The organism is Desulfobacter sp., from assembly GCA_028768525.1.
Lineage (GTDB): Bacteria > Desulfobacterota > Desulfobacteria > Desulfobacterales > Desulfobacteraceae > Desulfobacter.
Map to the genome: position 1 here is coordinate 5,017,899 of CP054837.1, position 14,238 is coordinate 5,032,136.

Genomic DNA, 14,238 nt, shown 5'->3' on the forward strand with positions numbered 1-14,238 from the left:
AAGATGGTTTAAAGGTTAAGGATTAATTGTCCAGGCCGCTGAAAATGGCATTGCCGATCAGTTTTACCGTCTGTTTGGGATGGGCCCGGAATCCCGGGTCAAACCCCATGAGCACGATATCCTGATCCGGGTTGTCCGGATTTTCCGAAAAAACCATGGCTGGCATGCCGGCGGCCGTGCTTGTTTCCCAGCCCGGCCAGTATCCCGAAACAAAGAGTGATTCCGAATTATAGCGGGCCGCCACTTCTATCCCTTCCGCCAGGCTTGAATACCAGCATGGGTCGTATACAAATGCATATTCATCGGTTTCAAATCCGGCCCCAAGTGCATGGTCCGTGTCTATATCAATATTGACGATACCGTTTCCCGTTGCGGATTCCACGGTCACGCCCAGGATTCCCTGGGCCTGGGTAAAGGAATTTCCGCCGCCACCCATGGCAATAAAATCATTGCCGCCGTTGATGAATCCCGTTATGGCGGCAATGGCAGCACTGTTTAAGCTCCAGGCCCACCAGCGGTCATTGCCGAACACCAGCACATCATATCCTGACAGCCCGCCGTCAGCAAGTTCATCGCCGGAAATGTTGTCACAGTCAAAACCCATATGGGAGAGATTGACGGTGATGCCCGGTTCCCCATATACAGCGATTTTTCGAGGTGTCATGGGAGTAAGAACCTCAGGCATGTTTCTCAAAGAATAAACCGTCACCCCGGCTTCCTTTTTCAGTTGCCAGGCCAGCCAGAAATCCTGGGGGAATACAATGGTGCCTGCACCAAAGTCCCGGCCCCGGTCCGTGAAGGGTTCTCCGGCCCTGTAGAACATGCGGCCTTCATTGAGACGGTCGTTGAGGGCCTTAAAGGCCTGGGCGGTATCGGGCACAACGGCAAAGGCCCTTCCCCAGCGGAAGTCAAAGCAGCTTAGGGGCTGCCTTGCTTTGGATACTGGAACCGTGGGGACAGAGAGGTCCTCTGTAAGAACATCCCTTGAAATTCCCCAGAGCAGGGGGAGGCTCCAGGCGGCCGGTGGGGAATAGAATGTCAGGCCCTCTATCCCGGATACATCCATGCCGTCCTCAAGTATGGTGTTGGCCAGGGAGCGTTTGGGCTGGTCCATTCGGACCACGTAGGTACCCGGAGGATACCATCCCTCATTGGCCCTGAACCACCGCATGGCTTTTTCCACCTCCACACCGTTGGCGATCAGGAAATCGATAAATTCGGTCGTCTGTCCAGGGTTTTTCTGGTAGGGCGCCCGGGCCGGGATCAAGTAGGCTTCGGGGAACTCCTTGAGAGTCATTTCATTATATTGCTCCCAGTCCGTATGGCTCAGAAGGTATTCCGGGATCAGCACCTGGGGCAGATCCAGGGCGCCCCGTCGGTATACCTCAATCTGGTCTTTGACCATGGCTTTTTTATTTTCAACCACGAAATTTAATGCGCCCCAGACCACTGCAAAATGGGCGTCCACTCCTCGTTCATCTTCGTGGGGGGTCTCCAGGGTGTGGCCGTAAGCGCCGTGGAGCATGGGGTACATGGCAGCATAGATGGGGGACCAGTCGTCCCATCCGTCGGGCCAGTCGAGATAGGGGATAATGACATTTGTTTCATCGGTTTGTTCATACAGTTCGTTTTCCATGGCATGGGCCAGGTCCAGGGCCCATTTCAAATAAAGGTCATATTCATAGTTGGGGTTATGGGGCGGGGTGCATGGCTCTATGAGCATGGGGCTTACAAATCCGTGGAGATCTAAAAACACCATCGGATTCCAATCCTTTATCACTTTTACAGTGGCCAGGGTTTCAGGCTGGGACTGGGTAATGAAATCCCGGTTGATGTCTATCTTGTTTGCGTTCTGCCGGGTGCCGAGCACCCGGCCGTCGGGGTTCTGCACCACATTGATCAACAGGATTACATTATCCAGAATGGCCTGAACTTCAGGGCTGTCTTCATAGGCCAGTTTTTCAATGAGGCGGATGCAGGCGTCCGTACCGGGATATTCATCCCCGTGAATGCTTCCGTTGATGAAAACCGGCACCTTGAAATCTTCGAACTGGTCGATTTTCCTAAGGGCTTTTTCCGGGTCGCGAAGCATCAGTTTTCTCAGCTTCTTATAATGGCCGAACCGGCCTTCCTCACCCGGGGCGGCAATGGTGACCAAAAATAGATTGCGTCCGCCGGCGGACTGGCCCATGATCTTGACACGGATCCGTTTATGGCTGTTTTTCTGGATTTCCCTGAGTTTCGGGGCAATTTCAGAATAGAGGATGGAGTCATAGAATTTGGACGGCACTTCCTCTTCAGGGGTGACCTGCCACCATTTTACCTGTTTATTGTTTTTGTTATGGCGAATGCCGGCATCGGCCGCCCCGGTAATGAACAATAAGAAAACCATTACGAAAATGAACCATTGACGCCATGTACAACGCCGGAAAACACCCTTTCTTTTCATCTTTCCTCCTTGATTTGATGGCTGGGGATCCATCGGCGGAATTCGTTCAGAAGCATCAGAAGCAGATCAGGATAAGGATCAGCAGCCGGTTTTTAGTGAAACGGCTTTAATACAACGATACACTTGGTTTACTTCGGCATACCGGCTTTTCACGGGATAATGCCGGGCATGCTTTCCCTCCCGAAAATCGTGAATTGGAAGAACATGGGAGGGGTAGAATGACATTTAATAAAATAGGCGCTTTGCCTTTGTCAAGGAGAAGATTTTAACGTCTGGGGTAGGGACAGGTCCGCGGGTAGCTGCCGGATGAAAAATTCATAAAGTCCGGGGTCAAACCGGCGGGAGTATTCGTTCATGAATCCGTGTCCGCCGGCCGCCTGTTCCACGGTCACCCCGGGCCGGCCGTCCAGTTTGTCCATGAGTTCATTCACATTAAAATGGGATTCCGATTTGGGAAATACCAGGTGGATGGGAAATTGTGGCCTGATATCGGGGTGGTGCCGGATCTGGGACCCGTAAAAACCGATGCCCCGGGAAACGCCCGGGCAGGGTCCCTGGCCGGACATATGCCAGATGGCGGCGGCCCCTGCGCTGAAGCCCAGGACCAGGGCAGGGGGGGCAAGCCGTTCAAGGCGGTTTCTTACCATTTGGCTGTAGGCCGGGATGCCCAGGCGGGTGGAAAAATGTTCATAGGCCTGGTCTTCCTTTCGGAAAAACAGCCCGTCTCCGTAGGGGTCAATGATGGTGATTTCAGGCCGGGGCATCCTGTCCGCCAGCCGGGCGGATAATCTGTTCAGGGCCGGGGTCCGGCCGAATATATCCGGGACAATGAGAATGGTCATGGCAAAAATAACGGGGCCGCCCGTGCAGCGGGCAGCCCCTTTTAATCTATAAAGACGCTCGGTTACCGGTTATTGGGAGGGAAGGACCAGGGATTCCGAGGCCAGGGAGGCAACGGTATCCACCTTCATCTCCAGTTTAAAGTGATTGGACAATTCACCCAGCTGCCGGTGGCATGAGAGACAGGCCGTGGCCATGTGGGATAGGCCCGTGGCCTTCATCTGGTCGGCTTTGGGTTTGCCCGTTATCATCCGTTTTTTCGTGGAGGTGGAATCCTGGAGTATGCCGCCGCCTCCGCCGCAGCAGATCCCGTCCTCCCGGTTGGGCGTCAGCTCTACCACACCTTCGCAGCAGAGGGCAAGCAGTTTTCTTGGCGCCTCGTATCCCCCGGATTTCCTGGCGATGTTGCAGGGGTCGTGGTAGGCGATTTTATAGGGGTGGACCGAGGGATCGAACTTCAATATCCCTTTTTGGGCATAGGCCAGCGCCAGTTCGGGGATGCTCATGACCGAGAAATTGGGTTGCCTGCCGATGATGTCGGGCAGCAGGTATTTGAGCACGTGATAGGCGTGGCCGCATTCGCTGAGGATCAGGGTTTCAATGCCCAGTTCCTCAGCCGGTTCCACCACCATCAGGGCGATTTTTTCTGCCACATCGGACTTGCCCACAAAATACCCCCAATTGGTCACGTCGGTATGGAAGGAGGACATGGTCCAGGTTTCGCCGGTGGCATAAAAAAGCTTGGCCATGGCCGTGAGGTGGAGCAGGTTGATGCCCAGTTCCCTGGGGTTGGGCAGGTAGAGAAATTTTGACCCTGCCCTGTCATGGGGGATTTCAGCGGTTTCATCGTTTACTTCATCCACAAATTCCTCGGATACCCATTCAACGGTTTCCACAAACTCTTCCTGGGTCAGGCCGTTGACATCCCCCAGTTCCAGCCGTTTTTTGATGCCGGTGCGGATATCCTGGGGAATCCGGTCCTCGGCCAGGCTCCTGGCCTTGCGGACCACCACATCCATTTTAATCCCCATGGGGCAGACTTCGGTGCAGCGGTTGCAGACCAGGCAGTCCCAGAGCATCCCGCTTTGAATCAGCTGCTCATCCAGCCCCAGGGCAGCCATTCGGACCATCTGACGGGGCATGGGCCCGCCCTGGCCGTCAAACCAGGTGCACCGCGAATTGCAGGCGCCGCAGGTCAGGCATTCGGCGATATTGCCGCCCGGAATCATTTCATCCATAAACCGGGCCAGTTGGGATTCTTTGTTCATATTCAGTTTCGTCATCGGTTCATCCTCCCTTTGATCAGCCCCTGGATACGGCTTTGATAAATGCGGCAGGTTCATTGGCGGCCACGGATCTGAAAGAGACTTTTCCCTGGTCGATACCGGGAAATGCCGATACCTGGGCCACGCTTCTCCGGGCAATGGCGGTGCCGTCCATTGACCGGCAGTTGCCCTCGTGGCACCCGCTCACCACCACCCGGTCCACCCCCCGGACCAATGCCTTGAGAATCATATCCGTACTCACCCGGCAGGCGCAGGGAACGGCCACAAGGTCTATCCCGGGCGGCAGGTCATTGGCGGCCGCCAATGCGGCAGACCGCTCACAGGCAAAGACCAGGGTGCGGCCTTTTTGGGCGCCTGCCGCCAAATCGTCATTTTCCTGTCCCTGGGACGAAATGGCCCCGGCCGGGCAGTTGGACAGGCAGGCATGGCATTCAAAGCAGGCCTCCCCAATAATCTGGGGCTGTTCCTTTTCATTGATGATGATGGCATTGTGGGGGCAGACCCGGTAACAGGTCAGGCAGCTGGCGCAAATATTTGTATTGATGGAGAGCCTTTCCTTGGCCTTTCCGGGCCCGGGAACGGATTGGATCTCCAGGTCCGCCAGTATGGTCCGGGTTTCCAGTTTCAGGTCATCGCCATCAATGTCGTCATGGCCGGAGCCGGCAAAATAAATTCCCCTTCTCGGGCTTTGTACGGGGCGGTGTCTGACATTGCCCTCCTGGAGAAAGCCTTCACAATCCAGGCCCAGCCTGAGGCTCAGGGCCAGTTCCGGGAATCCGGCAGCCGGTACGGGGGTGTCCGGCACCACCAGGGTTTCGGGAGTGAGGGTGAGGTCCATGCCCGGCAGGGTGGCCTCTTTCAATGAAATTTCAAGGCCCTTATCCCCGGTTTCAATGATGAGGTCCGACGGGGACTCGTACCTGAGAAAATTGATTCCCATGCTTCGTGCCCGATCATAAACCTGCTGGCCTTCCGGTCCGTGGACCAGCATTTTGTTCATGAGGATGTCCACATTCTTTCCCGCGGCCTGGGTTTCAATTGCCGTGAGCAGGGCCGCCCTGGCTCCGGCCTTGGATTCCGGGCCGTAATAGTCCAGAAGGATCAGGCTGTTGTCCGGCCGTTCTTGGGGGGCAAAACCGGTGAATGCGGCCAGGGAGACAGCGCCGGCGGTTTCCCTGGCACGGTTGCGCCCTTCGGGCGGAACCGCGGCGATGATGGCACTGCAGGACAGCGTGTCCTTGGTATCCCCTGACTGGTAAAATATGGAAAAACGGCCCGCTGTTCCGTCAATGGCCATGATTTTTGCTTCTTCCAGGGCTTCAACGCCGGGGGGCGGGCTGTCGATTTTTCCGAAAAGGCAGGTGGAGTAGCCCTGGCCCATTGTTGCAGCGGCCACGGCCCGGGCCTGGGGGCCGCCGCCGATGACGGCGATCCGTTTATCCCGGGATGGCGTTTTCAGGTCCCGGATAATTTCTGCTGCCGCCATCCGTCCCTCCTGGATAGAGGCGGTAATATTCTGGGGGCCTTTGGCGCAGCCGGCGATAATGACCTCTTTGGTCCGGGTGGCCTCCGTGGTATTAAAAAAACCCCAGGGGTTGGGCGAAAGACCCAGGATGGAGGAGAGGGCTGCCGTCTCCGGGGCCGGCACCAGACCCACTGAAAGGACGATGAGGTCAAAGGCGGCGGACTGCCTGGAGGAGGTGGCCGGATCTTCGGTCACCATGGTCAACCGGCCTGTTTCCCGGTCTTCAAGGATTTCGGCTGGCACTCCCTGCACCAGGCGGATATCTCCGGCCAGGTTATCGGCCATGGTTCGGGTTTCCTTGCCCAGAACCTGGAGATCCATGTAAAAGAGACTGATGTCCGCTTCCGGCAAAAGGTGGCGAATTTTCTGGGCATGGCGCATGGATATCTTGCAGCAGACCTGGGAGCAGTAATCCCTGTTTTTTTTCCGGTCCCTGGATCCCACGCACTGGAGAAAGGCGATTTTCGGGGCGCTGCCCGTCACCTGGGCCAGCCGGTCCTCTTTCATCAGCCGGTTCAGCCGGGCCGTGGTGATCACCTTTTCGTATTCCCCGACGTGGTAGGAGGGGAGCTGTGCCGGGTCAAAGGGGGAGAAGCCTGTAGCCATGACGGCCCTGGCAGCGGTCAGGGTGGTCCCCGATGAGAGGGTGGCCGCAAGCCCATGTTCAGTGCGGTCCAGGCCGGTGAGTTCCGTGTTGAGGTGGACTGAGATGGTTTGGCTTTGCCGGACCTGGTCTGCCATTTCCTGGGCCAGGCAGGCCCCGCAGTTCTGGCAGGTATCGGTGGCCATGCAGGCCCAGCCGGCGGCATTGCCGCCCAGCCGGTCCTGTTTTTCAACCAGGTGCACCGCGAATTCCTGGTCCTTCAGGGCCAGGGCGGCTGCCATGCCCGTGACACCACCGCCGAGTATCAGGATGCCGGGGGAAGTTTCATTCATAGATGTCCTCCAAATACTGATCGTTGGGGTTGGTAATACAAATAGTTAAGATCGCGAAAAAGCGTGAGCAGATAGGGCAGGGCAAGGAAAATCGGCTGGCTCAGTGGCAAATGTCGCTTTTTCCTAGGTGAATAATTAAAATTCTTAGCACAATCCCGCAGGAATCAAAAGGGATTTAAAATTTATTGAAAATATGGGAATGCCGTTAATTGAACCCCTGGTTAACGCCCTGGAATGCCGCTGCCAGGACAATTCCCAGGGTCAGGGCCAGACAGATTCTTTCCATTGCCGGGCCCTCACAGACCTTTAGCAGGGGAAGGGCCCCCAGGCCTATGATCACCCCTGAAAGGAACCCGAACAAATGGGCGGAGACATCGGTTTGTTCTCCGTGGCTGAACATGGCCACCAGGGTGGCGGCCGCCGCCAGGGGGGCGAGGGCCGAGAGGGTGGGAACGGCTGCCGGCGGTGAAAACATGTGTCTGCGGGAAGGGGAGAGCATCCGGCCTGCGGCAAGGAGGCCGGCTGCGCCCATCACCGCGGTGGAGGCCCCGATGGAAAGCCTCAGGCCCTGGCCCAGGCCTGCGGAAATGAGGTTGCCCGTGGTCCCGGCGCAAAGCAGCAAGAACAGGCCCGGTCCCGTTCCTGTCAGCCGGACCAGGGGGCTGCCCAGTACAATGAAGCCGGCCATATTTCCCATGAGGTGGCGGGTGTCGCTGTGCATGAACAGGGCGGTGACGGCCCGGAATGTTTCTCCCTGCTCCAGAAAATAGGGGGAGGCACCCAAGGCAAAAACAGCCCGGTCGTGGTATCCGGTGGTGGTGCAGAGAAAATGGATCAGTCCCAAAAAGGCAATGAGGCAGAAGATTGCAGGGGCGGAAAAGGTTGAGGGATGCAGCTTTTGAAGCTCCCTGAACAGAGGGCGGTTTTCCCGGTCGTATGCGCTGATCTGTTTAAGGGCCCTTGGGGCTTCAGGGGCCGCTACCCGGATTTCCCAGGTCCCGTCACCCTGTTTTTCCAGGGTGGCTGAGATGGATTGGGAAGCCAGGATCAGCATGATAATATCCGCCCGTTTACGGTTTCTGCCTTTAAAAATAGATTTCATTTTTCATGGTATAAAAGTAAAAGAGAGGAAAAGCAAGAAAAGCCATCAAAGGAGTAGTGGATCATGAGAATCATACGGTTTATTGACGGAGACGGGCGGGTTGCGCTTGGCACGGACTGGGACGGGGAGACTGCGTCCATTGTGGCCGGTGACGGGCGATCTGGATTCAAAGAAACCGGGCGCCGCGAAAAGGTGGGGCGGATATTGCCGGTTACGGATCCTGCGGCCATCATCTGTATCGGCCTCAATTACAGGCGTCATGCAAAGGAAACCGGCCTGGAACTGCCGAAATACCCGGCGGTATTTATGAAGAACCCGGGCGCGGTCGTGGGCCACAGGGAACCCATTGTCATCCCAGGCTGCTGTGCCCATGTCCCTGAGACGGATTTTGAGGCCGAGCTTGGGGTGGTCATTAAAAAAGCGGCCAAAAATCTCACCGAGGAAGAGGCGCTGGATTATGTCCTGGGATACACCTGTGCCAATGATGTCTCGGCCCGGCGGTGGCAGACGCATGCAGGGGGCGGCCAGTGGGTAAAGGGAAAGAGTTTTGATACCTTCTGCCCCTGCGGGCCGGAACTGGTGACCCCGGATGAAATCGGCAATCCCCAGGGCCTGGCAATTGAATCCCGGGTCAACGGCGAGACCATGCAGAAGAGCAATACCGGGGATATGGTGTTTTCAGTGGCCGAGATTATTTCTTATCTCTCCCAGTCCTGCACGCTTTTGCCCGGCACCCTGATTCTCACCGGCACCCCGGAGGGGGTGGGATTCATCCGGAAACCGCCGGTTTACCTTGTGCCCGGGGACCGGGTCGAGGTGGAGATTGAAGGCATCGGGATTTTGGAAAACGGGGTGGCGGCCGAGGAATAAGGCCCTGAAAAAGAATATGCCCCCCCGGAAGGTTTCCCGGGGGGGCGAAGTGACTTGTGGTGGTGCGGGGTATAGGGATGGGTTATTGGACAGCCTTGGGACAGTCCGCTCCCCAGTTGCAGGGGCCGTCGCCTCCCCTGCGGTTGCCGTCGCCCTTGCCCCCGAAGCCGCCCCGGCCGTGGTGGCGGCCGCCAAAGGCCATGAAGTTGAGTTCGGGGGCGATGTCCTTGGCTTTGAGTGAAAAATCAATGCGCTTGTCCGCCAGGACTTTTTTCAGTCCCAGGATTTCATCTGAAAGGCCCTGGAGCTTGGCCTTGTCCGGACTGGAGGTTTCCATGAGCATGCGCAGTTCCTGGTGCTTGGTCATCATGGCCGAACGGGTCTCATAGGTCTCGTCCACAAATTGCTGGCGCAGTTCCCGAAGCTGGGTCTGCTGTTCCGGGGTCAGGTTGTTGTAGACGGCCCGGCCCTCGCCTCCGCATCCGCCCCGTCTGCCCTGTCCGTGCCCCCAGGCAAAGGCGGAAGATGCCATCAGTCCCACAATAAGCAGTGCCGTTAAGGTGATGAGTGATTTTTTCATAATAAGGTCTCCTTTATTTATTGTTTTTTAAGTTTTGATCAGCGTTGATCTTGGCAATGATTAGAGCAAGGGGTGTGCCATTGAAGAGTTGTTTTTTATAACCATCTGAAATTGTAGTGAATGTTGTCGTTATTGTCTGCCGTTTCAAAAAAATCCCGATTTTATGCCTGTTTCCTTTCTACCCGGATATTTTTCCCGGGTGTGTAAAAAGTATCCGGCCATGGCGGATACCCCGGGGTGGTTTAAGTCGTGTGTACTTTTTACCCAATGTGGGGTATACAGGTGTGTATAAAGTATACAGCCACCGGATATTACAGGAGGCGGCCGGCGGCCGGATCCCGGTGTCAAGGCTGGTATCATCTTTGCTTAAAAACTATCCATGATGAAACGATTAAATAAAATAACCGGAAATTTGGTCTCTCCGCTGATGATGGTCGGGGTGCTGGCCGTTCTGCTGCCGGTGTTTACTTTCATGACCCTGGACCGGGTGGGAAGGCAGAAGGAGCATCTCAGGGAACAGATGCGGGTGAGGGGAATGGCACTGATCCGAACCTTTGAGGCCGGGACCCGTACCGGTATGCTGTCCATGGGCTGGGGCATGAGACGCATCCAGTCCATGCTGGCGGAGACCGCGGTGCAGCCCGATATCGCCTATATAATGATTACCGACAGCCAGGGAACAATTCTTGCCCATTCCGATCCTGAAAGGGTGGGGGAGGTCTATGGGGGATGGGCAGACCTGGCAGTCCTGCCCGGGGAGCCCGCAGAGGTATTCAACCGCACCCGGCAGGTGGCGGGGGAGCCCGTACTTGAGGTGTATAAGCTGTTTGTGCCCCTGAGGATGGGATTCCGGGGCAAGCATCCCGGGGGCCACCCCATGCATGGGGGGCGGCATGCCATGGCCGGCGGGCCGGAACTTGAACCGGCACCGGACCATATGAATCACCGGACATTCCGGCTGAAGGAACATTTTATCTTTGCCGGCCTGTCCATGGCCCGGGCGGAGAAGATTGAAAAACGGATGGCCCGGTCCATCATCGGCCGCGGTATCCTCTTTTTCGTCCTGGGGTGCGCCGGCATCATCAGCCTGTTTGCCTTCCAGGCCTACCGGTCGGCCAGGGCGTCTCTGGACCGGGTCAAGGCCTTTTCCGACAACGTGGTCCAGAATATGCCCTCGGGGCTGCTGACCCTTGACGGCGAATACAGGGTGACATCGGCCAACCGGGCCGCAGGGGACATTCTGGGCAGGATTCCGGAAACCGCATACCCCCAGATGATCCGTCTGGCATCCCAGCTGTCCGGGCCCGGGGCGCCGGCCACAGGTGAGGTCGCGCTCAATTCCCAGGAAAAGGGGGAATTGCGCCTGGACATGACCGCCTCGCCCATTCTCAGTGATGAGGGGGAGGTGCAGGGGTATATCTTTTTATTCCGGGATATGACCCAGCTGCGGGAATTGAAAAAAGAGGTGGAAACCAACCGCCGCCTGGCGGCCATCGGTAAGCTGGCCGGCGGGGTGGCCCATGAAATCAGAAACCCCCTAAGCTCCATCAAAGGATTTGCCACTTATTTTGCCAAGCGGTATGAAAATGAGCCCGGCGATGCTGAAACCGCCAGAATCATGGTCCAGGAGGTGGAACGGATCAACCGCTCCATCACCCAGCTGCTGGAGTTTGCCAAACCCCTGGCCGTGGAGATCCGGCCCGTTGAAATTGAGCCCTTGATCCGCCATTCCCTGATGCTGGTCTCCCATGATCTGGAAAAAAAGAATATCCAGGCCCATGTGGAAATAAAGACCGACCTGGAGCTTCTGGCCACGGACCCGGACCGGATCAACCAGGTTTTGCTCAACCTTTACATGAACGGGGTCAACGCCATGTCAAAAGGGGGGGAACTCTGGGTGACCCTCTCAGACAGGGCCGATAAAACGGGGAGGGACGATAAAACTGGAGTGGAAATTGAGGTTCGGGATACGGGCTGCGGCATTGATCCGGAGGATATGGACAGGATTTTCGATCCCTATTTCACCACCCGGCCCCAGGGAACCGGCCTGGGGCTTTCCATTGTTCACCGGATCATTGAAAACCTCAAGGGGGAAATCCGGGTGGACAGTGAACCGGGCAGGGGCACCACATTCACCATAAGCCTTCCGCTGCTCGGAAGGGAAAATAAAAAAACTCCCAATGAAGAAGGACAGACAAGATGACGGTCAAGAAGACCATCCTGGTTGTAGATGACGACAGCGCACACGCCACCATGCTCAAAACCCTGATGCACGGCTGGGGGTATGAGATCCATGTGGCCGATGACGGGGATGTGGGCGTGGATATGGTGAAGGAACGTCCCTTCGGCCTGGTGCTCATGGACATGAAAATGGTGAAGATGTCGGGCATGGAGGCCCTTCAGCAGATCAATGCTTATAATCCGTCGCTTCCGGTGATCATCATGACGGCTTTTTCATCGGTGGATACAGCGGTAAAGGCCTTGAAAATAGGGGCCTATGACTACCTCACCAAACCCCTGGATTTTGACAAGCTCAAGCTGACCATCGACCGGGTGTTTGAGCGCATTGACCTCAAGTCCGAGAACCGGTCCTTGAAAAAACGGCTTTCAACGGCGTTCTCCGGCCACGGCATCCTGGGCAAGAGCCCGGCCATGAAGGCCCTGCTGGACACCATCAACATGGTGGCCCCCACCGACGCCAATGTGCTGGTCACAGGGGAGTCGGGCACGGGCAAGGAACTGGTCTCCTCGGCCCTTCACCACAACAGCCCCCGCAAGGATGCTCCCTACATCCGCATCAATTGCGCCGCCATCACCGAAACCCTGCTGGAATCTGAGCTTTTCGGCCATGAGCGGGGGGCATTCACCGGAGCCGATAAAAAGCGGAAGGGCAAGTTCCTCCTGGCGGACAAGGGCAGCATTCTCTTGGATGAAATCGGTGAGATGAGCCTGCCCATGCAGGCCAAGCTGCTGCGGGTGATCCAGGAAAAAGAGATCACGCCGGTGGGCTCGGACAAGACAATCGCGGTGGATGTCCGGGTGATTGCCGCCACAAACCGTGACCTCAAGGCCATGGCCGCTGAAAAGGAATTCAGGGAGGACCTCTACTACCGGCTCAACGTGGTGACCATTGATATCCCCCCCCTGCGCCGCCGCCCGGAGGATATTCCGGAACTGGCCCTGCATTTTCTTGAAGAATTTTCCAAAAAGAACCGCCGGGAGATGAAGGGGTTTACCCCGGATGCCATGGACACCCTGATCCGATATGAGTGGCCGGGCAATGTCAGGGAATTGATGAACGCCGTGGAGCGGGGCGTGGTCATGGCCAGGGCCGATTATCTCCAGCAGCAGGACCTCAGTTTTATTGCCGATGATAATCCGGAACTGAGTGCCGCAGAACCCGGCCTTGAAAATATCAGCCTGGCCAAGGTGGAGGAAAAGGCCATTTTATCCACCCTGGCCGCGGCAGAGGGCAACAAGAGCGAGACCGCCCGCCGCCTGGGCATTACTCGTAAAACCCTGCTCAAAAAACTCAAGCAGTACGGAAAGGAAGGATAATGGAGATTACACCGGAACTTGAAGCGGCCCTGAACCGCATGGAGGCATTCGTCGCCCAGGCCACGGGCCGGGCGCCTGACCCCGAAGAACTGGCCCATGCCATGACCCGGTATTTTGTGCTAAAAGAAATCCGTGAGTTCATTGAGATGGCCAGGCAGGAGGCGTCTGGCTAATTCATGGTATCGGCTCCCAGGGCCGGATCCATCCATGATCCCACATTGGGCCGGGGGATATCGTCGGGCAATGTGGGGTTTGTCAAGGTGAATACCTTCCTGTTGTTTAACCCGGCTTTACGGATGATTTCATTGTGGTATCTGAAAAACAGCCGCCTGAAGGACCCATCGGCTTTTGCCCTGTCCAGCCCCCTTTTTATCCTGTCGGCAAGCCGGACATCCTTATAGTTGACATAAAAATAGACCGGATAGGGATAGTAAAGGGCCAGGCCGGGCTCCACCATGAGGTCTGGATGGGAGGCTTCCCTTGTTTTGACCTCTTTAAAGGCTTCATTGATGCCCCTGGGAAAATAGTCGAACCGCCCCCTTGACAGCATGTGGAAAAGGTTTTCATACTGGGCTGTGCCGATGACGGGGATCTGATTGGCTTCAAGTATTTTCATATCCGCCCATTGATTTCCGAAACCCGCCATAAAAGTTGTCTTCAGCTGATTCAATGAGGCTATTTTTGAAAAATCATCCCTGTCTTTTTTCCTTATTATAAAAATTCTGCATCCCAGCAGGCCCAAAAGGATGGGCGTTTTCACGGAGAGAAATCTGGATTCCATCTCCCTTGTCGCAGGCAAAAAGACGATATTTATGAGCGTGCCTCTTTCCAAGAGGGACAGGCCCCGTTTATGGGTCATCTTTGCCTCAAAGGGTTCAAGCTCATAGGGGCCGTCCGTGGCCATTGTCTTATCCATGGCCAGGGTTAGCAACTCAATGCGGTATTCGTACCGGTTGTCGGTCTGGAAAAATTTTAAGGTCTGCGGGGCGGCATTCTCCATGGGGAATACCAGGAGCAACAGAGGCAGGCAGATCATTGCCCGGAGGATATTTCCCATGCCTTGCGTTTTTTGCATAAATTGTTTCCCCTGAT

The 14,238-nt window shown here is 56.3% G+C and carries 11 protein-coding genes; 4 read left to right on the plus strand and 7 right to left on the minus strand.

Annotated features, from left to right (window positions below; genetic code table 11):
* Positions 1–22: 22 nt before the first annotated feature.
* The 5 genes from HUN04_22070 to HUN04_22090 all read right to left on the minus strand — a co-directional run bounded on the left by HUN04_22070 (position 23) and on the right by HUN04_22090 (position 8,138).
* Positions 23–2,449 carry a hypothetical protein gene (locus HUN04_22070; protein ID WDP92261.1) on the minus strand — a complete coding sequence of 809 codons (2,427 nt, stop codon included), beginning with the start codon at positions 2,447–2,449 and terminating at the stop codon, positions 23–25.
* 251 nt (positions 2,450–2,700) lie between these two features.
* Positions 2,701–3,291, minus strand: a complete 591-nt coding sequence (locus HUN04_22075) for a hypothetical protein (protein WDP92262.1) — start codon at positions 3,289–3,291, stop codon at positions 2,701–2,703.
* 69 nt (positions 3,292–3,360) lie between these two features.
* Positions 3,361–4,572 (minus strand): (Fe-S)-binding protein, encoded by a 1,212-nt coding sequence (locus HUN04_22080; protein ID WDP92263.1) that lies wholly within the window; start codon positions 4,570–4,572, stop codon positions 3,361–3,363.
* Positions 4,573–4,591: 19 nt separating this feature from the next.
* The gene (locus HUN04_22085; protein ID WDP92264.1) at positions 4,592–7,036 is read right to left on the minus strand and encodes an FAD-dependent oxidoreductase; all 2,445 of its coding nucleotides are present in this window, start codon (positions 7,034–7,036) and stop codon (positions 4,592–4,594) included.
* Between the two features lie 205 nt (positions 7,037–7,241).
* Positions 7,242–8,138: a rhomboid family intramembrane serine protease gene (locus HUN04_22090; GenBank protein ID WDP92265.1), complete on the minus strand. Its 897-nt coding sequence runs from the start codon at positions 8,136–8,138 to the stop codon at positions 7,242–7,244.
* A gap of 63 nt (positions 8,139–8,201) precedes the next feature.
* Here HUN04_22090 and HUN04_22095 point away from each other — a divergent pair, with 63 nt between their 5' ends.
* Positions 8,202–9,008 carry a fumarylacetoacetate hydrolase family protein gene (locus HUN04_22095; protein ID WDP92266.1) on the plus strand — a complete coding sequence of 269 codons (807 nt, stop codon included), beginning with the start codon at positions 8,202–8,204 and terminating at the stop codon, positions 9,006–9,008.
* Between the two features lie 82 nt (positions 9,009–9,090).
* Here HUN04_22095 and HUN04_22100 read toward each other — a convergent pair whose 3' ends face one another.
* Positions 9,091–9,588 (minus strand): periplasmic heavy metal sensor, encoded by a 498-nt coding sequence (locus HUN04_22100; protein ID WDP92267.1) that lies wholly within the window; start codon positions 9,586–9,588, stop codon positions 9,091–9,093.
* 382 nt (positions 9,589–9,970) lie between these two features.
* Between HUN04_22100 and HUN04_22105 the strand changes: the two genes are divergently transcribed.
* Genes HUN04_22105 through HUN04_22115 form a run of 3 tightly spaced genes read left to right on the plus strand, consistent with a single transcriptional unit; the run spans position 9,971 to position 13,319 of the window.
* Entirely contained in the window at positions 9,971–11,791 is a 1,821-nt protein-coding gene (locus tag HUN04_22105; GenBank protein ID WDP93369.1) for a PAS domain-containing protein, read from the plus strand.
* Complete coding sequence (locus HUN04_22110) at positions 11,788–13,146, plus strand: sigma-54-dependent Fis family transcriptional regulator (GenBank protein WDP92268.1); 1,359 nt, start codon at positions 11,788–11,790, stop codon at positions 13,144–13,146. Before HUN04_22105 ends, HUN04_22110 begins: the two co-directional genes overlap by 4 nt.
* Positions 13,146–13,319, plus strand: coding sequence for a hypothetical protein (locus HUN04_22115; protein WDP92269.1), 174 nt, complete (start codon positions 13,146–13,148; stop codon positions 13,317–13,319). The genes HUN04_22110 and HUN04_22115 overlap by 1 nt, the downstream gene beginning before the upstream one ends.
* On the opposite strand, the gene HUN04_22120 is transcribed toward HUN04_22115, so the two are convergent.
* Positions 13,316–14,221 (minus strand): transporter substrate-binding domain-containing protein, encoded by a 906-nt coding sequence (locus HUN04_22120; protein ID WDP92270.1) that lies wholly within the window; start codon positions 14,219–14,221, stop codon positions 13,316–13,318. The genes HUN04_22115 and HUN04_22120 overlap by 4 nt on opposite strands.
* Positions 14,222–14,238 lie beyond the last annotated feature (17 nt).

Excerpts from the sequence above, each read along its gene's own strand:
- HUN04_22070 (WDP92261.1), bottom strand. The coding sequence starts at position 2,449 with ATGAAAAGAAAGGGTGTTTTCCGGCGTTGTACATGGCGTCAATGGTTC.
- HUN04_22075 (WDP92262.1), bottom strand. The coding sequence starts at position 3,291 with ATGACCATTCTCATTGTCCCGGATATATTCGGCCGGACCCCGGCCCTG.
- HUN04_22080 (WDP92263.1), bottom strand. The coding sequence starts at position 4,572 with ATGACGAAACTGAATATGAACAAAGAATCCCAACTGGCCCGGTTTATG.
- HUN04_22085 (WDP92264.1), bottom strand. The coding sequence starts at position 7,036 with ATGAATGAAACTTCCCCCGGCATCCTGATACTCGGCGGTGGTGTCACG.
- HUN04_22090 (WDP92265.1), bottom strand. The coding sequence starts at position 8,138 with ATGAAATCTATTTTTAAAGGCAGAAACCGTAAACGGGCGGATATTATC.
- HUN04_22095 (WDP92266.1), top strand. The coding sequence starts at position 8,202 with ATGAGAATCATACGGTTTATTGACGGAGACGGGCGGGTTGCGCTTGGC.
- HUN04_22100 (WDP92267.1), bottom strand. The coding sequence starts at position 9,588 with ATGAAAAAATCACTCATCACCTTAACGGCACTGCTTATTGTGGGACTG.
- HUN04_22105 (WDP93369.1), top strand. The coding sequence starts at position 9,971 with ATGAAACGATTAAATAAAATAACCGGAAATTTGGTCTCTCCGCTGATG.
- HUN04_22110 (WDP92268.1), top strand. The coding sequence starts at position 11,788 with ATGACGGTCAAGAAGACCATCCTGGTTGTAGATGACGACAGCGCACAC.
- HUN04_22115 (WDP92269.1), top strand. The coding sequence starts at position 13,146 with ATGGAGATTACACCGGAACTTGAAGCGGCCCTGAACCGCATGGAGGCA.
- HUN04_22120 (WDP92270.1), bottom strand. The coding sequence starts at position 14,221 with ATGCAAAAAACGCAAGGCATGGGAAATATCCTCCGGGCAATGATCTGC.